Origin of the sequence: Phenylobacterium sp. (assembly GCF_041691455.1) — a bacterium.
Classification (GTDB): Bacteria; Pseudomonadota; Alphaproteobacteria; order Caulobacterales; family Caulobacteraceae; genus Phenylobacterium.
Genome location: NZ_JBEPUO010000036.1, coordinates 1 through 20,309, shown reverse-complemented (window position 1 = coordinate 20,309; position 20,309 = coordinate 1). Strand labels below are relative to the sequence as shown.

The 20,309-nt window shown below is 69.8% G+C and carries 16 protein-coding genes; 10 read left to right on the top strand and 6 right to left on the bottom strand.

Annotation, left to right across the window (positions count from 1 at the left end):
• The first annotated feature begins 134 nt into the window (after nt 1-134).
• The 3 genes from ACESMY_RS21405 (at nt 135) to ACESMY_RS21395 (ending at nt 2,917) form a co-directional block, all read left to right on the top strand.
• Entirely contained in the window at nt 135-1,652 is a 1,518-nt protein-coding gene (locus tag ACESMY_RS21405; protein WP_372786664.1) for a carboxylesterase/lipase family protein, read from the top strand.
• Nucleotides 1,653-1,715: 63 nt separating this feature from the next.
• A complete protein-coding gene (locus ACESMY_RS21400) occupies nt 1,716-2,573 on the top strand; it encodes a Ku protein (protein ID WP_372786663.1) in 858 nt (285 codons plus the stop codon).
• A 53-nt stretch (nt 2,574-2,626) separates the two neighbouring features.
• Nucleotides 2,627-2,917: a DUF1330 domain-containing protein gene (locus ACESMY_RS21395; RefSeq protein WP_372786662.1), complete on the top strand. Its 291-nt coding sequence runs from the start codon at nt 2,627-2,629 to the stop codon at nt 2,915-2,917.
• Nucleotides 2,918-2,926: 9 nt separating this feature from the next.
• Here the strand turns inward: ACESMY_RS21395 and ACESMY_RS21390 are convergent, their stop codons facing one another.
• A complete protein-coding gene (locus ACESMY_RS21390; protein ID WP_372786661.1) occupies nt 2,927-4,450 on the bottom strand; it encodes a carboxylesterase/lipase family protein in 1,524 nt (507 codons plus the stop codon).
• Between the two features lie 146 nt (nt 4,451-4,596).
• Between ACESMY_RS21390 and ACESMY_RS21385 the strand changes: the two genes are divergently transcribed.
• Nucleotides 4,597-6,666, top strand: coding sequence for a M13 family metallopeptidase (locus ACESMY_RS21385; RefSeq protein WP_372786660.1), 2,070 nt, complete (start codon nt 4,597-4,599; stop codon nt 6,664-6,666).
• Complete coding sequence (locus ACESMY_RS21380) at nt 6,663-7,109, top strand: hypothetical protein (RefSeq protein ID WP_372786659.1); 447 nt, start codon at nt 6,663-6,665, stop codon at nt 7,107-7,109. The genes ACESMY_RS21385 and ACESMY_RS21380 overlap by 4 nt, the downstream gene beginning before the upstream one ends.
• A gap of 15 nt (nt 7,110-7,124) precedes the next feature.
• Here ACESMY_RS21380 and ACESMY_RS21375 read toward each other — a convergent pair whose 3' ends face one another.
• The 4 genes from ACESMY_RS21375 to otsB form a co-directional block, all read right to left on the bottom strand.
• The gene (locus ACESMY_RS21375; protein WP_372786658.1) at nt 7,125-7,613 is read right to left on the bottom strand and encodes a two-component system response regulator; all 489 of its coding nucleotides are present in this window, start codon (nt 7,611-7,613) and stop codon (nt 7,125-7,127) included.
• A 126-nt stretch (nt 7,614-7,739) separates the two neighbouring features.
• Nucleotides 7,740-10,394 carry a DNA ligase D gene (ligD, locus tag ACESMY_RS21370; RefSeq protein ID WP_372786657.1) on the bottom strand — a complete coding sequence of 885 codons (2,655 nt, stop codon included), beginning with the start codon at nt 10,392-10,394 and terminating at the stop codon, nt 7,740-7,742.
• Nucleotides 10,395-10,407: 13 nt separating this feature from the next.
• Nucleotides 10,408-11,808 (bottom strand): trehalose-6-phosphate synthase, encoded by a 1,401-nt coding sequence (locus ACESMY_RS21365; RefSeq protein ID WP_372786656.1) that lies wholly within the window; start codon nt 11,806-11,808, stop codon nt 10,408-10,410.
• The gene (otsB, locus tag ACESMY_RS21360; RefSeq protein ID WP_372786655.1) at nt 11,805-12,557 is read right to left on the bottom strand and encodes a trehalose-phosphatase; all 753 of its coding nucleotides are present in this window, start codon (nt 12,555-12,557) and stop codon (nt 11,805-11,807) included. Before otsB ends, ACESMY_RS21365 begins: the two co-directional genes overlap by 4 nt.
• Before the next feature lie 161 nt (nt 12,558-12,718).
• On the opposite strand from otsB, the gene zwf reads away from it, so the two are divergent.
• Nucleotides 12,719-14,197, top strand: a complete 1,479-nt coding sequence (gene zwf, locus ACESMY_RS21355; protein ID WP_372786654.1) for a glucose-6-phosphate dehydrogenase — start codon at nt 12,719-12,721, stop codon at nt 14,195-14,197.
• Here the strand turns inward: zwf and ACESMY_RS21350 are convergent.
• Nucleotides 14,194-16,005 (bottom strand): glycoside hydrolase family 15 protein, encoded by a 1,812-nt coding sequence (locus ACESMY_RS21350; protein WP_372786652.1) that lies wholly within the window; start codon nt 16,003-16,005, stop codon nt 14,194-14,196. The genes zwf and ACESMY_RS21350 overlap by 4 nt on opposite strands.
• Before the next feature lie 113 nt (nt 16,006-16,118).
• Between ACESMY_RS21350 and pyk the strand changes: the two genes are divergently transcribed.
• The 4 genes from pyk to edd all read left to right on the top strand — a co-directional run.
• The gene (pyk, locus tag ACESMY_RS21345; RefSeq protein ID WP_372786651.1) at nt 16,119-17,537 is read left to right on the top strand and encodes a pyruvate kinase; all 1,419 of its coding nucleotides are present in this window, start codon (nt 16,119-16,121) and stop codon (nt 17,535-17,537) included.
• A gap of 9 nt (nt 17,538-17,546) precedes the next feature.
• Nucleotides 17,547-18,080, top strand: coding sequence for a hypothetical protein (locus ACESMY_RS21340; RefSeq protein ID WP_372786650.1), 534 nt, complete (start codon nt 17,547-17,549; stop codon nt 18,078-18,080).
• A 1-nt stretch (nt 18,081) separates the two neighbouring features.
• The gene (locus ACESMY_RS21335; RefSeq protein ID WP_372786649.1) at nt 18,082-18,741 is read left to right on the top strand and encodes a 6-phosphogluconolactonase; all 660 of its coding nucleotides are present in this window, start codon (nt 18,082-18,084) and stop codon (nt 18,739-18,741) included.
• A gap of 12 nt (nt 18,742-18,753) precedes the next feature.
• On the top strand, nt 18,754-20,309 hold a 1,556-nt coding region (gene edd / locus ACESMY_RS21330), incomplete at its 3' end, for a phosphogluconate dehydratase (RefSeq protein WP_372786648.1).

Below are 20,309 nucleotides of genomic sequence, written 5' to 3'. Positions count from 1 at the left end.
ACTCCTTTCGTTCCACTTTTGTTCTAGTCCTCGCAACAGGGGAGTCAAGCCGCCGGTTCCAGCCGCTTGACCGCATCCGCAGGCCGCCGGATGGTCGCGTTCGAGACCGGCGGCTGGCCGGCGGGGAGGCCTTCATGATCCGGATTTCCACCCTCGCGACCGTCGCGGTGCTGTTGGCGGGCGCCGCCCACGCCCAGGCGGTCACCGTCAAGATCGACTCCGGCCCCGTGACCGGCGTGACCGAGGACAAGGCCAACGTCTTCAAGAACATTCCCTTCGCCGCCGCGCCGGTGGGCGAGCTGCGCTGGGCGCCGCCGCAAGCCGTGAAGCCCTGGACGACGCCCAGGCCCGCCAGCGCGCAGGGCCCGTCCTGTCCGCAGACCATGAACCCCGACGGCTCGCCCAACTTCGGCGGCGCCAACGGGCCGACGTCCGAGGACTGCCTGCAGCTCAACGTCTACGCCCCGCCCCACGCCGCCAAGACGGCGAAGGGCGGCGCGCCGGTGATGGTCTGGATCCACGGCGGAGCGCACCGCTGGGGCGCGGGCTGGGTCTACGACGGCCAGAACTTCGCCCGCGACGGCGTGGTGGTGGTGACCATCAACTACCGCATGGGCGTCCTGGGCTACTTCGCCCACCCGGCGCTGACCAAGGCCGCCAAGCCGGACGAGCCGGTGGGCAACTACGGGCTGATGGACCAGATCGCCGCGCTCAAATGGGTGCAGCGGAACATCGCGGCCTTCGGCGGCGACCCGAAGAACGTCACCGTCTTCGGCGAGAGCGCCGGCGGCATGAGCACGCTGGCGCTGCTGGCCACCCCCTCGGCCAAGGGCCTCTACCAGAAGGCCATCGTCGAATCCGGCCTCGGCTGGTTCGCGCCCACGCCGCTGGCCAAGAAGGAGGCCGAGGGCCTGAAGCTCATGGCCAAGATCGGGGTTCCGGAGACCGCCACCGCGGCGGACCTGCGGGCCATCCCGGCCGACAAGTTCAACGCCCTCGACGCCGACTACCAGCCCTTCACCGACGGCAAGCTGATGACCGAGACCGCGTCCCAGGCGCTCGCCGACGGCCACTTCGCCGACGTGCCGTTGATCATCGGCTCCAACTCCGGCGAAGACTCGCTGATGGGGCCCGCGCCGGTCAACCCGGCTCAGGCCGCGATGATCCCGCAGATCGCGCGCGCCATCTACAAGGAGGAGACCGCCGCCGGCGACGACATCCTGGCCCGCGCCATCTTCACCGACCGGGTGATGGGCGGCCCGGCCCGCTGGGTGGCGGCCGAGGCGTCGAGCGGCGCGCCGTCGTGGCTCTACTACTTCTCCTATGTCGGCTCGCGCTTCCGGCCGGCGGTGACCCGCTCGGCCCACGCCTCGGAGATCCAGTACGTCTGGGAATACTGGGGCCGCCGCACGCCGCTGAGCACGGTCTCGGACGAGGACAAGGCGATGGCCACGCTGATGCATGCCTGCTGGGTGAGCTTCGCCAGGACCGGCGCGCCGAAGTGCGGCTCGCAGGCCTGGCCCGCCTACACCCCCGCCGCCGACCAGCTGATGGAGTTCGGCGCCCCCAGCGGCGTGCGCACCAACTTCCGCAAGGCGAAGCTCGACGCCCAGGCGTTCGTGTCGCTGCCGACCCTGAAGCTGGCGAAGTAGGGCGCCCGAACTGAATCCGCCCCGCCGCGTTTCGTGAGTCGCATCAAGGGGATCGCTGAAACCATGGCCACCCGTCCGACCTGGCAGGGCTATCTGCGGCTCTCGCTCGTGAGCTGCCCGGTGGCGCTCTACACAGCGACCTCGCGCTCCGGCGAGGTGCACTTCAACATGCTGTCGAAGAAGACCAACAACCGGATCCGGATGATCCCCACCGATCCCGAAGACGGGCCGATCGACCGCGCCGACATCGTCAAGGGCTACGAGATCGAGAAGGGCCACTACGTCGTCATCACCGACGAGGAGATCAAGAACGTCCGGCTGGAGACCACGCGGACCCTCGATATCGAGCGCTTCGTCGATGACGCCGACATCGACCGGCTTTACTGGAACGACCCCTATTTCCTGGCGCCGGACGGCGACATGGCGGTGGAAGCCTTCACGGTCATCCGCGAGGCCATGAAGAAGGCCGGCAAGGTGGCGCTGGGCCGCCTCGTCATGCACCAGCGCGAACGGCTGATGGCGCTGGAGCCGCGCGACAAGGGCATCCTCGCCTACACGATCCGCAACAAGCGCGAGGTGCGGCAGGCCGACGAGATCTTCGAGCACATCAAGTCAGCCAAGCCGCCGGCCCAGATGGTCGATATCGCCGCCAAGATCATCGACCAGCTGGAAGGCCCCTTCGACCCCAGCCAGTTCAACGACCGCTACGAGGACGCGCTCCGGGCCCTGATCAAGGAGAAGGAAAAGGGCCACACCATCAAGGCGCCCGAGGAGCCCAAGGAAGCCGAGGTCATCGACCTCATGGAGGCGCTCAAGCGCAGCCTCGGCCAGTCCGGTGGCGAGCGGCGCAAGACCGCCTCGGCCCGGGCCGGCGCCAAGAAGCCCGCCGCCAAGCGGACGCCGGCCAAGAAGCGCGCCTAGGCGTCCGGCCCGGCGCTGGCTAGGCTCCGTCCCTTGTGGCGGAGGAAGCGCGCATGGCGGCCTATGTGGTCAATGAAATCTGGGTGAAGGACGCCGAGCGCTTCCAGACCTATTCCGTCCAGGTGCCGCCCACGCTGGCGCCGTTCGGCGGCCGCTATGTGGTCCGCAGCGGCGCGACCGAAGTCATCGAGGGCGAGGCGCCCGGCCGCATCGTGATCCTCGAATTCCCCGACCGCGCGGCGGCGCTCGCCTGGCGTTCGTCGCCCGCCTACCAGGCCATCCTGCCGACCCGCGACGCTACCTCGACGTCCCGGGTCTATATGGTCGAGGGCTACCAGCCCTAAGACGGCGTCCTACTTCGGCGCCGTCGGAGAGGCGCCGCCGCCGGCCTTCACCGCCGCTTCCTGCCAGTCGAGCTGGGCCTTCAGGAAGTGCTCGTGCGGCGCGGGGCCGTCGGCGCTGAACTCCATGTAGGTCTCGTTGGGCGCGAACTTCGGCCAGGCCGGGCCCCCCGCGCTGTCGGGATTTCCCGACTTGATGAAGGCCGCCCAGTAGGCGTTGACCGCCTTGGCGAGCGCCAGGTCCTCGGGCGCGAACTTCTGCTTGGGGCCTGCGAAGGCGTATTTGATCTCCGCGGTGTGCGGCGCGCCGAACGGCAGCTGCGCCTTCGCGCCCGGCGACACGTAGGAGAAGTAGTAGGCATAGACGGGCTGGCCGGTCTTGGCCTGCGCGCGGCTGATCGCCCGGTCGGGCTCGGTGATGTACTGGCGCGTCGCCATGTCGTTGGCCATCTGGGCCTTGTTGCCGGTTCCCTTCGGGTCGAAGGCGGCGATAGCGGCGGCCTTGCGCTCGGCTGGGATGGCGTCGACGGCCTCGGCCTTCGGGCGGAAGAGGCTCGCCTCATTGGAGTTGCCGCCGATCAGCAGCGGGACCTTGGCCTGCTTGCCGGCGGCGAAGCCTTCATAGATGCCGCTCTGGACGTACCGCCCGTCGAGGATCGGGCCCGCCCGGCTGGTGAACGGCCCGGTGTAGGGCATGGCCGACAGCGCGACCTTGCGCAGCGCCGCGGCCGCCGCGGCGTCCTCGCCGCTGACCCCGGCAGTGGCGGCGGCCGTCAGGCCCGCGGCCTGGGCGTCGGCCATGGCGGTCGGCTCCAGCCGGCCGAAGCTCGACTCGCCGATCGCCTTCTGGAAGAAGCCGCGCGCGTCGGGCGCCAGCATCAGCTCCAGGACCGAGATGCCGCCCGCGCTCTCGCCGGCGATGGTGACGTTCTTCGGGTCGCCGCCGAAGGCCGCGACGTTGGCCTGCACCCACTTCAGCGCCGCGATCTGGTCCATCAGGCCGTAGTTGCCGCAGGGACCCTCCTTGCAGAGCGCCGGGTGGGCGAACCAGCCGGCGCGGCCCAGGCGATAGCTGACCGAGACGGTGATCACCCCGTCCTTGGCGAACTGGATGCCGTCGGTTTCCGCCCCGAAGGCGCCGGTCGCCGAGCCGATGGTGAAGCCGCCCCCATGGATCCACACCAGGACCGGCAGCTTCGCGCCGGGCTTGGCGCCGGCAGGGCGCGTGACATTGGCGAACAGGCAGTCTTCGACCTGGGTCCCGTCGCGCGCCGGCTGGCAGGAGGCCCCGGCCTTGGTCGCGTCGCGCTCGCCCTTCCAGCTCGGCCCGGCGGCGGGCGGGCGCCAGCGCAGGTCGCCGACGGGCGGGGCGGCGTAGGGGATGCCCCAGAATTCCTCGACGCCTTCCACGACCGCGCCGTGCAGCGCGCCCTGCCTGATCGTGACGGTCGGCGCGCCTTGCGCGAAACTCGCGCAGGGCAGGGCCAGAACGCCCAGCGCGAGCGTTGCGGCGGCGAAGTTGCGGCGAACGATCATCCGTAGTCCCCCCAAAGGATTTCGCCGGTCTCTAGAGCGCGGCTGTTGCGCGATTGTGTCTCGCACGGGCGGCTTGGGCCAGCGCCTTGACCGCCCACGCCCGCGATGGTGACCTCGCGCCAATCCAAACCGTGAGGCGCATCCCCGTGTCGAAATCCGCAACGGCCCTGGCCGTGATCCTGGCCCTGGCCGCCGGTCCTGTCCTGAGCGCGGAGCCCGCGCCGCTGAAGTACGGGACCTGGGGCTTCGATCTCACCGGCCGGGACCTGGCGACCAAGCCGGGCGACGACTTCTTCCGCCACGCCAACGGCGCCTGGCTCGACCGCACGCCGATCCCCGCCGACAAGCCCGGCGTGAGCCTTCGGCTGCTGGAGAGCGACCTGGCCGAGGCCCGGCTGCACACGATCATGGAGGACTCCGCGGCCAAGGCCGGCCATGAGCCCGCGACCGTCGAGGGCAAGGTCGGCGCCTTCTACAAGGCCTTCATGGACGAGGGCCGCATCGAAGCCCTCGGCGCCAAGCCCATCGCTCCGCAGCTCGAGGCGATCCGCGCGGCCACGACCCGCGAGCGGCTGGGCGCCCTGATGGGCCGCCACGTGAAGGACTTCGAGAGCTCGGCCTTCGGGATCGGCCTCGACGTCGATTCCAAGGATGTCGCCCACTACGCGGTCTACCTCGGCCAGGCGGGCCTCGGCCTGCCCGACCGCGACTACTACCTGCAGGCTTCGTTCGCCGAGAAGAAGGCCGCCTACCAGGCCTATGTCGAGAAACTGCTGACCCTCGAAGGCTGGCCGGACGCGGCCGGCAAGGCCGCCGCCATCGTCGCCCTGGAAACCAGGATCGCCGAGGCGAGCTGGACCAAGGCGCAGGAGCGCAACCCCGACGCCACCTACAATCCCTACACGCTGGCGGAGCTGGAGAAGGCCGCGCCGGGCTTCCCGTGGCGCGGCTTCCTGGCCGAGGCCGGCCTGGGCGCGCCGGCCAAGGTGGTGGTGGTCGAGAAGACCGCCTTCCCGAAGATCGCCGCCGTCTATGCTTCGACACCGGTCGAAGTGTTGCAGGCCTGGCTGGCGTTCAGCGTCGCCGACAACGCCGCGCCCTACCTCTCCAAGCCCTTCGCCGACGCCTATTTCGAGATGCGCCAGAAGACGCTGTCCGGCCAGGCCGAGCAGCAGGTCCGCTGGAAGCGCGGCGTCCATGCGGTGAGCGGCGGCGACTACCTGGCCGGCGACCGCTTCGACCGGTTCGGCAATCTCGGCTGGGCGGTGGGCCAGCTCTACACCGCCCGCTACTTCGGCCCGGCCGCCAAGGCCAAGGTGCAGGCCCTGGTCGCCGACCTGAAGACCGCCTACCGCGCCCGCATCCAGAAGCTCGACTGGATGAGCCCGGCCACCAAGACCGAGGCCCTGAAGAAGCTCGCCGCCTACAACGTCAAGGTCGGCTACCCCGACAAGGCGAGGGACTACGCCAAGGTCTCGATCCGCGACGATGACCTGATAGGCGACGTCCGCCGCGCCGCCGAGGCCGACTGGGCCTTCTATGTCGCCCGCCAGACCGGACCGGTGGACCGTGGCGACTGGGGCATGACCCCCCAGACCAACGACGCTTATAACGGCGGGCTGATCGACATCGTCTTCCCGGCGGTGATCCTGCAGCCGCCGATTTTCGATCCCGACGCCGATCCGGCGATCAACTACGGCGCCGTGGGCGGGGTGATCGGCCACGAGCTCACCCACGGCTTCGACGACCAGGGCCGCAAGTACGACTCCAAAGGGACGTTGCGCGACTGGTGGGCGGCGGCCGACGCCCGGACCTTCGAGGCCCGCGCCAAGGTGTTCGGCGCCCAGTACTCGGCCTATGAGCCCCTGCCCGGAGCCCACGTGAACGGCGAGCTTACCATGGGCGAGAACATCGCGGACCTGGGCGGCCTGACGCTGGGCCTCGACGCCTACCACGCCAGCCTGAAAGGCAAGCCCGCGCCGGTGGTCGACGGCCTGACCGGCGACCAGCGGGTGTTCCTGGGCTGGGCCCAGGCCTGGCGCGGCAAGGTGCGCGACGACGCGGTGCGCCGGCAGGTGGTCAGCGACCCCCACTCGCCGCGCCAGTACCGGGTGAACGGCCCGGTGCGGAACATCGACGCCTGGTACGCGGCCTTCGGCGTCAAGCCCGGCGACAAGCTCTACATCCCGCCCGAGACCCGGGTGCGGATCTGGTGACCGACCCGCCGGAAGACAAAAGCCGGCTCGTCGCCCGACTGGCGGCCGACTACCTGCTGCGCTCCCTGACGATGATCGGCGAGCTGTCCCATGGCGAACTGCTGACCGGGCTGGTGAACCTGGCCCTGGTGCAGGCCAACGTCGCGCACCTCGATCGGGTGTCGAGCGGCTTCGATGCGATCGACAAGCCGCCGCCGGATGAGGTGCGACGTCCCGTCAGCGTCCTGTCGCTCTCGGCGAGCCTGGGCCTGCCCTACGAGACGACCCGCCGGCATGTGGCCAGGATGCTGGCCACCGGCCAGTGCGTGCGCGTCAAGGGCGGCATTGTCGTGCCCACAGCCATTGTCGAAGACGCGCGGCGAAGCAAGATGCTGGAGGCCAATCTGGTAAACCTGCGCCGGCTGGTCAGGGCGCTGCGCAGCGCGGGCGTCGACATGGACTGAGCCGCCGCCGGGCGGTCAGGCATCGATGATCCAGGGCTCAGGGCCCTTGGGGCGGTTCTCGTCCTGCGATGATGCGCGGTTGGCGAACCCCTCCTTCACGCACCGGACCAGCGCCGAGACACTGTAGGGCTTGCTGAGGAAGCTGTTGGCGCCGCTGACGCCGGCTTCCATCACCCGCTCGGCGGTCGGTTGCGCCGACACCATCACCACCACGACGCCCGCGATGGCGGCGTCAGGCGACCCCCGCACCTTCCGGATGAAGTCGAGGCCGTCCTGCGTCGACGCCTTGATGTCGGCGAAGACAATTCCGACGCCGCCGGCGCGGAGGAACCCCATGGCCGCCTCGCCGCTCGCGGCCTTGTCGATCTTCGCGGCGCCCAGACCCCGAAGCACCTCGCTGAGCAGTTCCCGACTTTTGGGGGTGTCATCGACGACCAGGGCGCTGATCCGCGAGAAGTCGATGTCGCCGTCGGCAGAGGTTCGGTTCGGCGGTGCGGGCTTCATATCGCGACTCAAGACCGGAGGCTCAGATGGTCTTCAAACGAATACAGCCGACGCTAGGTCCGAATGGTGAAGCGAAGCCACGGGGTTACCCAAAATGGGGAATTTTCGCGACACGGCGGCGGACACCTACCGGGCCTTCAGCTTCTTGATCGCAGGGCCCAGGGGCTGCTCGGCGTCGCAATAGTCGGCCCAGGCCTTGGTCTTCTTCAGCAGGGCGGGCGCGGTGCGGATCGTATAGGCCTTGGGGTCGAGGCCCGGCTTCACCTGGTCCCACGTCAGCGGGAAGGAGACCGTCGCGCCCGGCCGCGCGCGGGGCGAGAGCGGGGCCACCGCCGTCGAGAGCCGGTCGTTGCGCAGGTAGTCGAGGAAGATGCGGCCGACCCGCTTGGCCTTGGCCATGTTGACCACGTAGCGGTCGGGCTGGTCGGCGGCCATGGCCAGGCAGACGTCCTGGGCGAAGGTCTTGGCCATGGGCCAGTCGATCTTGCCCTTCCCGCCCTTCAGCGGGGTGACCACGTGCAGGCCCTTGCCGCCGGTGGTCTTGCAGAAGGCGACCAGGCCCAGGGCCTCCAGCCGCTTCTTCACCTCCAGCGCCGCTTCGATCACCCGGTCGAAGGGGATGTCCTCGTCGGGGTCGAGGTCGAAGACCAGGCGGCCGGGGACCTCCGGCTGGCCGGGCTGGCAGTTCCAAGGGTGGTATTCCGTGGCGCCCTGCTGGGCGAGCGCGGCCAGGGCCTCGATGCGGTCGATCTGCAGATAGGGCTTGTGGTCGCCGATCACCTTGACCTCGGAGATCAGGGCCGAGGAACCCTTGCCCACGTGGCGCTGGAAGAACTTCTGGTCGCCGTCGATCCCGTCCGGCGTGCGGATGATCGAGCAGGGCCGGCCCTTGATGTGGGTCATCATCCAGGGGCCGACAGCTTCCAGATATTCGGCGAGATCGCGCTTGGTGACGGGATGGCCGTCACCGCCGTCGGGCCACAGGGCCTTGTCCGGATTGGAGAGGGTGACGCCCATGACGATCGGTGGTCCGGCCTTCTTCGCCGGCGCAGCCTTGGCCTTCGGCGCAGGCTTCGCAAGCTCCGCGTCCTCGACGGACGTGGGCGTTTCGGCGACGACCTGGTCGGCGGGCTTGTCTTCGCGCAGCGCCTTGAACGCCCCCTGGCGGACCATGCCCGAGCCGGTGAAGCCCGCGAACTCGATCTCGGCGACCAGGTCGGGCCGGGCCCAATGGACGTTGGCTTCCTTGCGCGGCGCGCCCACGCCGGAGAACGGGCTGTTGCCGGCCTCGAGCTTCGCCAGGCGCGGCAGCACACGCGCCACCTTGTCGCGCCCGAAGCCGGTGCCCACCCGGCCGACATAGATCAGCTTCTCGCCCCTATGGACGCCCACCAGCAGGGACCGGAGTTGTCCCACCTCGCCGGTCCAGCCGCCGATCACCACCTCATGGCCGGCGCGGCACTTGGACTTCAGCCAGCTCTCGCCGCGGTCCGAACGATAGGGCGCGTCGAGCCGCTTGGAGACGATCCCCTCGAGCGACATGCGGCAGGCCGACTGCAGCACCGCATCGCCCGCGATCTCGAAATGGTCGACATAGCGGATCCGCTTCGCGGTCTTGGGCGTGGCGGCCAGCAGGGTCTTGAGCCGGTCCTTGCGATCGCGAAGCGGTAGGTTCCTGAGGTCCGCGCCTTCGGCGAACAGCAGGTCGAAGGCGAAGAAGATCAGATCGCCGGTCCTGCCGTCCGACAGCGCCGCCTGCAGGGCCGGGAAGTCGGGCGAACCGTTGTGATCCAGCGCGCAGGCCTCGCCGTCGATCAGGCAGTCGGGCAGGCCTTCGGCGTCCTTGCCGATGTCCTTGAACTTCGCGGTCCAGTCGAGGCCCGAGCGGGTTTTCAGCGTCGCGCGGCCGTTCTCGACGCGCAGCTGCAACCGGTAGCCGTCGAACTTGATCTCATGGGCCCAGCCCGCGCCCTGCGGCGGCCGGTCGACCAGCTTGGCGAGCTGCGGCGCCACGAAGCCAGGCAGGGCGGCGGCCTTGAGTTTCGGCGGCGCCTTCAAGGTCGGCGGCATGGCGGCGCGCAGCAGCGCCGCGGTCTCAGCTTCTCCACCCTTGGACTGCCAGACGCGCTTGGCGCCGGCCCGCGCCTTGCCGGTCATGAAGCGCGTGGGCCCCTCGCCCTTGCCGGTGGCGATCTGCTCCATCGTCCGGCCCGACGCCACCGAGGTCTTGGTGTCCTCCGCCAGGGCCATGCCGTCGCTCTCCACGGCGTAGCCGTCGTGGTGCTTGATCAAGAGCCAGTTGTCGTGGCGCTCCTTCGGGCGCCGCTTCATCCGCACCAGGACGAAGCCGCCCTTCAGCCGATCGCCGTCCATGACGATCTTCAGGTCGCCCTTCTTCAGGCCCTCATGCGGATCGGTCCCCGGCTCCGGCTCCCAATAGCCGCGGTCCCACAGCATCACCGTGCCGCCACCGTATTGGCCGGCCGGGATCGTGCCTTCGAAGTCGCCATAGTCCAGCGGATGGTCCTCGACCTCGACGGCGAGCCTCCGGTCATGCGGGTCCATCGAGGGTCCCTTGGTCACCGCCCAGGACTTGAAGGTCCCGTCGAGCTCCAGCCGGAAGTCGAAATGCAGTCGCGTGGCGTCATGCTTCTGGATCACGAAGCGCCGGCGGTTGGACGGTTGAACCGCTTCCTTCCCGCTCGGCTCGGCGGTCTTGGAGAAGTCCCGCATCGACTGGTAGCGGGCGAGGTTCTTGTCGGCGCTCGTCGTCTTCGCCATGCGGTACCCCCCTTCAGCTGGCCAGCGCGGTCCGGCGTTCGTTGGTCCCGGCCAGCGCGCTGACGAAGGCGTCGCGCCAGGCGGTGACGTCCTCGCGCTGGACGTTGTCGAACAGAGCGCGCCAACGGCGGATTCGCTCCGGCAGTTCCATGGTGATCGCGCGCTTGAGCGCGTCGGCGATCTCCTCCGGGCTGTTCGGGTTGACCAGCAGGGCCTCGCGCATCTGGCGCGCGGCGCCGGCGAAGCGCGAGAGGATCAGCACGCCGGGATCCTCGGGGTTCTGGGCGGCGACGAATTCCTTGGCGACCAGGTTCATGCCGTCGCGCAGCGGCGTGACCAGGCCCACCCGCGCCGCGCCATAGATGCCGGCCAGCTCGTCGCGGCGGTAGTTCTTGTTCACATAGCGGAACGGGTTCCAGTCGACGTCGGCGAACTCGCCGTTGATCCGGCCCGACAGCGCGTCGAGCCGCCCGCGGATCTCCTGATAGGCCTCGACGCTCTCGCGGCTGACCGGGGCGATCTGCAGCATCAGCACCTCGCGGCGCATGTCCGGATTGTCGGCCAGGTAGCGCTCGAAGCCCATGAACCGCTCTTCGAGCCCCTTGGAATAGTCGAGGCGGTCGACGCCCACGACCAGGTGGCGGAAGACGGTGGTGGCGGTCATCAGGTCGCGCATCCGGCGCGCCTTGGCACTCTTCAGCATGCGGGCGAATTCCGGAGCGTCGATGCCGATCGGGAAGGCGCCGACCTTCACCGTCCGGCCGAAGGCCTTCAGCCGGCCGGGCTCCGGCTGCGAGCCTCGCGCCTCGGTCAGCACATATTCCTCGAAGGCCTGCTGGTATTCGGCTGTCTGGAAGCCGACCAGGTCGTAATCGAACATCGCCTGGGCCAGCAGGGCGTGGCCGGGCAGGGTGGTGAACACCTGGTGCGCCGGCCAGGGCACGTGCAGGAAGAAGCCGATCCGGTTCTTGATCCCCAGCGCCCGCAGCTCGCGGGCGAGCGGGATCAGGTGGTAGTCGTGCACCCAGACCAGGTCGTCCGGCTGGATCAGCGGCGCCAGGGTCTCGGCGAAGCGCTTGTTCACCCGGCTGTAGCCCTCGCCATAGACCCGGTCGTAGGCGGCCAGGTCCGTGCGGTAGTGGAACAGCGGCCACAGCGTCTTGTTGGCGTAGCCGTTGTAGTATTCGTCGAGGTCGACCTCCTCCAGGTCGACGACCGCGGTGGTCACGCCGCCGATGTCCTGGATGTCCATGGCGCCGGTGAATTTCGGCACGGTCTTGCCGCTCCAGCCGAACCACAGGCCGGAATATTCCTTGAGCGCCGCGGCCAGCGCCATGGCCAGGCCCCCGACGGTTTCCTCGCCGACCGCGCCCGGCGGATTCACCCGGTTGGAGACGACGATCAGGCGGCTCATCCTGACGCCTCCAGCCACGCGAGCGCGGCCTCGACGCCGGCCAGTTGGAAGCGCGCGGCCGTGGTCTTCGCGGCGCCGACCCGCACGCCCACCCCGCCCAGCGCCTGGGCGGCTTCGAAGCCGTCCTCGTCGGTGGCGTCGTCGCCGACGAACACCGGCGTGGCGCCGGCGAAGGGCGGCTTGGCCATGAAGGCGCGGACGCTGTCGCCCTTGCGGGCGCCAGGCGTGCGCAGCTCCTCGACCATCGCGCCCTCCTGCAGGACGAGCCCGGTCTGCGTGGCGAGCGCCCGGGCGCAGGCGCGCGCGGCCTCGGCATGCCAGTTCGCCTGGCGGAAGTGGAGCGCGACGGAGAGACCGCCCTTCTCCTCGACGATCAGGCCGGGGTCGCGGGCGGCGAAGACGCGGAAGCCTTCGGTGGCGACAGCGAGGTCGGGGTGCGGCGCGGTGGCGTGGACTGCGCCGTCGGGGTCGCGCAGCACCAGGCCGTGGACGGCCGCGACCGCGGTCACGCAGCTCTCCAGGATGCGGTCGATGTCGGCCAGGGTCCGCCCGCTGACCACCGCCAGGCGCCCGTCGAGCTTCAGCGCCAGGCGTTCGAGCAGGCTGGTGCGTCGGGGATCGGGGGCCACGTCCTGCGGCCGCGCCGCAATGGGGGCGAGCGTCCCGTCGAGATCGAGGAACAGCGCCGTCTCCCCCAGCCGGAGCGGCTTGGGCGCGGGCAGTCCGGCCGTGATCTCTTGGATGGACATAGCGGGCGCTCTCCGGGCGTATCGGGAACGCGCCAGGAGGGTCTTCGATCCCGCGGCGCGGCGCAACGCCAAGTCTTGCGAAAAGCGGTCCCGCCCTTGACGTCCGCCCGGCAATCCGCGCATGCGACGGTTCCGGTTGACCATGAGACAGGTGAGGCCCGATGGCCCAAACGCCGCTGGCTGACGCGCCGCTGGCCGATGCGATCGTTCTGTTCGGCGCGACCGGCGACCTGTCGCGGCGCATGCTGCTTCCGTCGCTCTATTTCCTCGACGCCGACGGCCTGCTGCCGCTGGGCTTCAAGGTCCTGGCGACCGCCCGGGCGCAGCTCAGCCGCGACGCCTTCGTGGACCAGGTGCGCAAGATTCTCGACGCGCGGCCCGAGGCGATCGACGACGGGGTCTGGGCGCGGTTCGCCAAGCGGCTGGACTACGTCGCCTGCGACGCCACCGCCCCCGAGGGCGCGGCGGCGCTGAAGCCCCATCTCGACGGCAGCACCCGGCCGATGTTCTTCCTGGCCATCTCGCCCAGCCTCTACGGCCGGGTCTGCGCGGCGCTCGCCGCCTCCGGCCTCGCCACGGCCGAGAGCCGTATCGTGCTGGAAAAGCCGATCGGCCGGGACCTGGCGAGCTCGCGGGAGGTCAATGAGGCGGTGGGGGCGGTCTTCAACGAGGATCGAATCTTCCGGATCGACCACTACCTGGGCAAGGAGACGGTGCAGAACCTGATCGCGCTGCGGTTCGCCAACACCCTCTTCGAGCCGCTCTGGAACAACCTCACCATCGACCACGTGCAGATCACCGTGGCCGAGACCGAAGGGGTGGGCGAGCGCTGGCCCTACTACGATGAGTACGGCGCGCTGCGCGACATGCTGCAGAACCACATGCTGCAGCTCCTCTGTTTCGTGGCCATGGAGCCGCCGGCCGACATGGACCCGCGCTCGGTGCGCAATGAGAAGGTCAAGGTGCTGCGCAGCCTGCGCCGCTTCACCCGCGCCGACGCCCAGAACGCCTCGATCCGCGGCCAGTACACCAAGGGCGTCGTGGCCGGGAAGGAGGCCGCCGGCTACGAGACCGAGCGCGGCCAGCCCACCGGCACCGAGACCTTCGCCGCACTCCGCGTCGACATCGACAACTGGCGCTGGGCGGGCGTCCCCTTCTTCCTGCGCACCGGCAAGCGCCTGCCCGAGCGGCGGACCCAGATCGTCATCCAGTTCAAGCCGGTGCCGCACTCGATCTTCGGCAATGCGGCCAAGGACGATCTCGTCGCCAACCGCCTGGTCATCGACCTGCAGCCGGACGAGGACATAGAGCTGCTCCTGATGAACAAGGCGCCGGGCATCAGCCGCGGCGGCATGCGGCTGCAGTCCCTGCCGCTTTCGCTCAGCCTGCTGCGCGCCTACGAGGGCCCGGGATCCCGCCGGCGGATCGCCTACGAGCGGCTGCTGCTGGACGTGATCCACGGCAACTCCACGCTCTTCGTGCGCCGCGACGAGGTGGAGGAGGCCTGGCGCTGGGTCGACGGGGTCGCTGAGGCCTGGGCCGAGGCCGGCATGGCGCCCAAGCCCTACGCCGCCGGCAGCTGGGGCCCCCCAGGGGCTTTCGCGCTGATCGAGCGGTCGGAACGGGCCTGGCTGGACTAACGCACGCTCGACCACGGCCGCGACAGCAGGGTCGCGCAGTTGATCAGGCCGACCAGCGAATAGGTCTGCGGATAGTTTCCCCAGAGTTCCTTGCCGTCGAAGGTGATGTCTTCCGAGAGCAGGCCCGCCCGGGTCCGCCGGGTGAGCATCTCCTCGAACATCGCGCGCGCCTCTTCCGTGCGTCCGGAGAGGTGTAGCGCCTCGATCAGCCAGAAGGTGCAGAAGTTGAACGCCGTCTTCGGCTCGCCGAAGTCGTCGGGCAGGGCGTAGCGCAGCATGAAGGCCCCGCGGCGCAGGCCCTCTTCCACCGCCTGCATGGTGGCCAGCATCCGCGGATCGGTGGGCGGGCAGAAGCGCACGTCGACCAGTTGTAGAAGGCTCGCGTCGAGCTGGTCGCCGCCGAAGGTCGAGGCGTAGCGGCCGAGCTTCTCGTTCCAGGCCTCGCGCTCGATCGTGGCGCGGATCTGGGCCGCGCGGCCGTTCCAGTGTTCGGCGCGCTTCGTCAGCCCCAGCTTCTGGGCGGCGTTGCCCAGCCGGTCGCAGGCCGCCCAGCACATCACCGAGGAATAGGTGTGCACCGCCTCGCGGCCGCGGAATTCCCAGAGGCTGGCGTCGGGCTTGTCGTGCAGCTCAAAGGCCCGGTCGCCCACCGGCTCCAGGGCCCGGAAGTCCTCGACCGTCGCCGGCCTGATCAACCGCTCGTCGAAGAAGGCCTGGACGGTTGAGAGCACGATCTGGCCGAAGACGTCGTACTGCATGTGCTCGTGGGCCTGGTTGCCCACCCGCACCGGCCCCATGCCGCGATAGCCCGCCAGATGCGGCTCGATCCGCTCGGTCAGCACGGGCTCCAGCCCGACACCATAGACCGGCTGCACATGGCCGCTCTCCCCCACCTGGCCGACCAGGTTGCGCAGGTAGGTGAGGTAGTTCTCCAGCATGTCGGCCGCGCCCAGCCGGTTCAGCGCCTGGACCACGTAATAGGCGTCGCGCAGCCAGCAGAAGCGGTAGTCCCAATTGCGGGCGGTCTCCCCCGGCTCGACCGCGTGCTCGGGGATCGAGGTGGTCAGGGCCGCCACGATCGCCCCGGTGTCCTCGTGGGCGCAGAGCTTGAGGGTGATCGCCGAACGGATCACCGCGGCCTGCCACTCGAGCGGCACTGACAGCGTCCTCACCCAATGGCGCCAATAGTCGGTGGTCTCGCGCAGCATCCGCCGCGTCGTGGAGGTGAGGTCGGCGTCGAACCCTTCGTCGGGGCCCAGGAAGAGGGTGATCGTCTCCTCCAGCCGGAAGGTCCGCTCGTCGATCACATGGCTCACCGCGCCGTCGGTGGTCAGCCGAAGCGTGGTCTCGCCGCCCACGTAGCGGACATGGTTCGAGCCCGTGGTGGTCCCGGCGGGCGCCGCGCCATAGTCGACGGTCGGGCGAAGCTTGATGCGAATCCGCGGGGCGCCCTCCAGCGGCCGGATCAGCCGAACGAAGGCCAGCGGCCGGTAGGTGCGGCCGAACTGCCGGTAGCGCGGGCAGAAGTCGATGATCTCCAGCCGCGCCCCGGACGTGTCGGTGATCTCGGTCCTGAGGATCGGGGTGTTGCGCAGATATTCCTGATGGGTCTTGGCGCGGTCCACGACCTCGACGGCCCACAGGCCCTGGGCGTCCTCGGTCTCAAGATCGCCGCCCCTCAGCAGCGCCGAGAAGAACGGGTCGCCGTCCACCCGGGGCGCGCACGCCCAGACGTAGCGGCCCTGATCGTCGATGAGGGCGCTCGCCGCGCAATTGCCGATCGGGAAGAGCTCCAGGCTTTGGCTCAAGGGCGCGGTTCCAGGATCTGCAGCCTCTTCATTCCAATGCTTCCGCCTGTTTCGGCCCGCCGCGCATCTAACGTGCCTTGATATGCTTGGCTCCGGAAGCCTAAGCCTCCTGCATGATCCGAGCGCGCAGAGCCCGAATCGTCGCCACCCTCGGTCCGGCCAGCCGCGGCGTCGAGAAGATCCGCGAACTGGCGATGGCCGGCGCGGACGTCTTCCGGGTCAATTTCAGCCACGGCTCGCACGCCGACCACGCCCGCACCATCCAGGCGGTGCGCGAGGTCGAGGGCCTGGTGGGCCGCCCGATCGCCGTCCTGGCCGACCTGCAGGGCCCGAAACTCAGGTTGGGCGAGTTCGCCGACGGGGTCGTGCGGCTGAAGGCCGGCCATCATCTGCGCCTCGACTTGAAGTCCGCGCCGGGCGACGCCGCGCGCATCGGCGTGCCGCATCCGGAGATCTTCGCGGCCCTGCGCACCGGCGCGCTCGTGCTGCTGGACGACGGCAAGGTGCGGCTGCGGGTGGTCAAGCACGGTCCCGACTTCGCAGACACGGTGGTCGAGGCCGGCGACCAGCTTTCCGACCACAAGGGCCTGAACCTGCCGGGGCTGGCCATTCCGATCCCGGCGCTCACCGACAAGGACCGCGCCGACCTCACCTTCGCGCTCAACGAAGGCGTCGACTGGGTGGCGCTGTCCTTCGTGCAGCGTGCGTCGGACATGGCCGAGCTTCGCAGCCTGGTGCGCGGTCGCGCCAATGTGCTCGCCAAGATCGAGAAGCCCTCGGCGCTCGAGGCGCTGGACGAGATCCTCGACCTCTCCCAGGCGATCATGGTGGCCCGCGGCGACCTCGGCGTGGAACTGGCGCCCGAAGAGGTGCCGGTGGTCCAGAAGCTGTTGGTCCGCGCCGCGCGCCTGCGGGGCATCCCGGTTGTCGTGGCCACCCAGATGCTGGAGTCCATGACCCATTCGCCGACCCCGACCCGGGCCGAGGCCTCGGACGTGGCCGGCGCCGTCTACGAGGGCGCCGATGCGCTCATGCTCTCGGCCGAAAGCGCGGCCGGCGACTATCCGGTCGAGGCGGTCTCGATGATGGACCGGATCATCACCCGGGTGGAGCGCGACCCGCGCTGGCCCGAACTGATGCGCGCGGAATATCCGGTCGAGGACGCCGACGCCGACGCCCTGGTGGCCGCCGCCCGCCGCGCCGCCGAGGCCGCCTCCACCGCCTGCCTGGCGGCGTTCACGACCACCGGCCAGACGGCCCTGCGCCTCGCCCGCGAACGGCCCCTGCAGCCGACGCTGGCGCTGACCCCCAGCCTGTCCACGGCGCGCAAGCTGGCGCTGCTCTGGGGCGCGGAGCCGCGCGTGGTGCCCGAGCTGTTCGATCCGGAGGAGCTCGCCCGCGTCGCCGTCGAGCAGGCGGTGGCCGCCGGCCTGGCCGGTCCCGGCCAGCGGGTTCTGATCCTCGCGGGCCTGCCCATGGGCTCCCCCGGCGCGGCCAATATCCTGCGCATTGCGCATGCGCCCCTGCGGTAGGCGGCGAGGGTGGAGATCGATCAGGCGACCGCCGCGGCGCTGGGCTTCCCCAAGCTCAAATACGCCTGGGTCGAGCGCGAGCGGCGCTGGCTGTGTCGGGAGATCCCCACGGACCGCATCCGGGAAACCGTGACGATCACCGACCTCTATGTAACCGGCTCCCGCCTGCGGCTGCGCGAGGCCATCTCCCTGGATGGCGGCCCGCCGATGCGTCGACTGACCCGTAAGGCGGACGTCGACGCGGCCACGCGCCTGCTGACCTCGATCTACCTCCCAGACGCCGAGTTCGCCCTGCTTTCCGGCCTGCCGGGACGGGTGCTGAAGAAGACCCGCCACCGGCTCGAGGCTCCCGCGGGCGTGACGATGTCGATCGACAGGTTCGAAGGCCCGCTGCAGGGCCTGATCCTCGCCGAGGCCGAATTCGAGACCGCCGAGGCCCTGGCCGCCTTCCCCATGCCGGCCTTCGCCGTGCGCGAGGTCACCGACGATCCGCGCTATCGCGGCGGGACGCTGGTCGTCGAGGGTCTGCCGAGCGAAGCCTGAGATGATCGAGACCTTCGCCTCGGCTGACGATCTCGCCGCCGCCGCCGCGGCGGCCGTGGAGCAGCAGCTCACCGAAGGCCTGGCCGACCGCGGCCGCGCCAGCCTGGTCGCCACCGGCGGGCGCTCGCCGGGGCCGGTCTACGACCGCCTGAGCCGGGCCGAGCTGGATTGGGCGCATGTGGCCGTCACCCTCTCGGACGAACGCCAGGTGGACGCCAACTCGCCCAATTCCAACGCCCGGCTGCTGCGCGAGCGGCTGTTTGTCGGTCCGGCCGCCAAGGCGCAGTTCCTGCCGCTCACCGACTATGCCGAAGGGGTGCTGCGCAAGCTGATGCCGTTCGACGCGGTCATGCTGGGGATGGGCGAGGACGGGCACATCGCCTCGCTGATCCCGGGCAGCCCGGTGATGGCCCACGCCATGGATCCGGACGGCGCGGCGCTGACGGCGGAGTCGCCGCAGGGTTTCGGTTCGCCGCCGGTGGCGCGGATCACCCTGACGGTCGCGGCGTTGTTGCAGAGCCGCGCCATCTTCCTCTTGATCGCCGGGGAGGCTAAGCGGCAGGTGATCGCCGAGGCGGAGGCCGGAGCCGAGCTGCCGGTGCGCGCAATCCTTAATCAGGATCGTGTTCCGGTCCGCATCCTCTGGACGCCGAACTACTAGGGATAACGAGCCATGCATCCGGTCACGGCGGAAGTCACCGAACGGATTGTCGAACGCAGCCGCGAAACCCGCGCCGACTACCTGCAGCGGATGGAGCACGCGCGCTCGGCCGGAACCGGCCGGGCCAAGCTCTCCTGCGCCAACTGGGCCCACGCCTTCGCCGCCGAGAGCGACGCCGACAAGGCGACCATGCGCAACCCGACCGCGCCCAACGTCGCCATCGTCTCGGCCTACAACGACATGCTCTCGGCCCATCAGCCGCTGGAGCGCTTCCCGGCGATCATCAAGGCCGCCGCCCGCGAGGTCGGCGCCACGGCACAGTACGCCGGCGGGGTGCCCGCCATGTGCGATGGGGTGACGCAAGGCCGGCCGGGCATGGAGCTGTCGCTGTTTTCCCGCGACGTGATCGCCATGGCGACCGCCGTGGCCCTGACCCACGACGCCTTCGACGCGGCCCTGATGCTGGGCATATGCGACAAGATCGTGCCGGGCCTGACCATGGGGGCGCTCAGCTTCGGCCATCTGCCGGTGATCTTCGTGCCGGGCGGGCCGATGACCTCGGGCGTCTCCAACGCCCAGAAGGCCAAGGTCAGGGCGCTCTACGCCCAGGGCGAGGCCACCCGCGAGCAATTGCTGGATAGCGAGATGGCCTCCTACCACGGACCCGGCACCTGCACCTTCTATGGCACCGCCAACTCCAACCAGATGATGATGGAGATGACCGGCCTGCACCTGCCGGGCTCGGCCTTTGTCCACCCCAATACGCCGCTGCGCGACGCCCTGGTGGCCGCGGCGCCGAAGCGGGCGGTGGAGATCCGCGACGGCTCAAACGACTACACCCCGATGGCCCAGGTGGTTGACGCCAAGAGCCTGGTGAATGCGCTCGCGGGCCTTCTCGCCACCGGCGGCTCGACCAACCACACCCTGCACCTGATCGCCATGGGCCGCGCCGCCGGCATACAGATCAGATGGGAAGATTTCGACGACCTCTCCCGCATCACGCCCTTGATCGCGCGGGTCTATCCGAACGGCAGCGAGGACGTGAACGCCTTCCATGCGGCAGGCGGCATGGCCTTTGTGGTGCGTCAGCTCCTGGACGCCGGCCTCGCCCACGACGACGTCATGACCGTGGCGGGGCCCGGCCTGCGCCGCTTCCAGACCGAACCCTTCCTCGACGGCGGCAAGCTGGTCTGGCGCGAGGGGACAGCAACGTCGCTCAACCCCGACATCCTGCGGCCGGTGGACGATCCCTTCCACGCCGAGGGCGGGCTCCGGCTGCTGAACGGGCCTCTGGGCCGGGCGGTGATCAAGACCTCCGCGGTGAAGCCCGAGCACCTGGTCATCGAAGCCCCCGCGGTGGTGTTCGAGGACCAGGAGGCGCTGCAGGCCGCCTATCAGAGGGGCGAGCTCAACAGGGATTTCATCGCCGTCGTCCGTTTCCAGGGTCCGAAGGCCAACGGCATGCCGGAACTGCACAACCTCACCCCGCCGCTCGGCGTCCTGCTCGACAAGGGCTTCAAGGTGGCCCTGGTCACCGACGGGCGGATGTCGGGCGCCTCGGGCAAGGT

Bases quoted from the DNA above. Each gene is read 5' to 3' on its own strand.
- ACESMY_RS21405 (WP_372786664.1), top strand. From the start codon at position 135: ATGATCCGGATTTCCACCCTCGCGACCGTCGCGGTGCTGTTGGCGGGC.
- ACESMY_RS21400 (WP_372786663.1), top strand. From the start codon at position 1,716: ATGGCCACCCGTCCGACCTGGCAGGGCTATCTGCGGCTCTCGCTCGTG.
- ACESMY_RS21395 (WP_372786662.1), top strand. From the start codon at position 2,627: ATGGCGGCCTATGTGGTCAATGAAATCTGGGTGAAGGACGCCGAGCGC.
- ACESMY_RS21390 (WP_372786661.1), bottom strand. From the start codon at position 4,450: ATGATCGTTCGCCGCAACTTCGCCGCCGCAACGCTCGCGCTGGGCGTT.
- ACESMY_RS21375 (WP_372786658.1), bottom strand. From the start codon at position 7,613: ATGAAGCCCGCACCGCCGAACCGAACCTCTGCCGACGGCGACATCGAC.
- ligD (WP_372786657.1), bottom strand. From the start codon at position 10,394: ATGGCGAAGACGACGAGCGCCGACAAGAACCTCGCCCGCTACCAGTCG.
- ACESMY_RS21365 (WP_372786656.1), bottom strand. From the start codon at position 11,808: ATGAGCCGCCTGATCGTCGTCTCCAACCGGGTGAATCCGCCGGGCGCG.
- otsB (WP_372786655.1), bottom strand. From the start codon at position 12,557: ATGTCCATCCAAGAGATCACGGCCGGACTGCCCGCGCCCAAGCCGCTC.
- zwf (WP_372786654.1), top strand. From the start codon at position 12,719: ATGGCCCAAACGCCGCTGGCTGACGCGCCGCTGGCCGATGCGATCGTT.
- pyk (WP_372786651.1), top strand. From the start codon at position 16,119: ATGATCCGAGCGCGCAGAGCCCGAATCGTCGCCACCCTCGGTCCGGCC.
- ACESMY_RS21335 (WP_372786649.1), top strand. From the start codon at position 18,082: ATGATCGAGACCTTCGCCTCGGCTGACGATCTCGCCGCCGCCGCCGCG.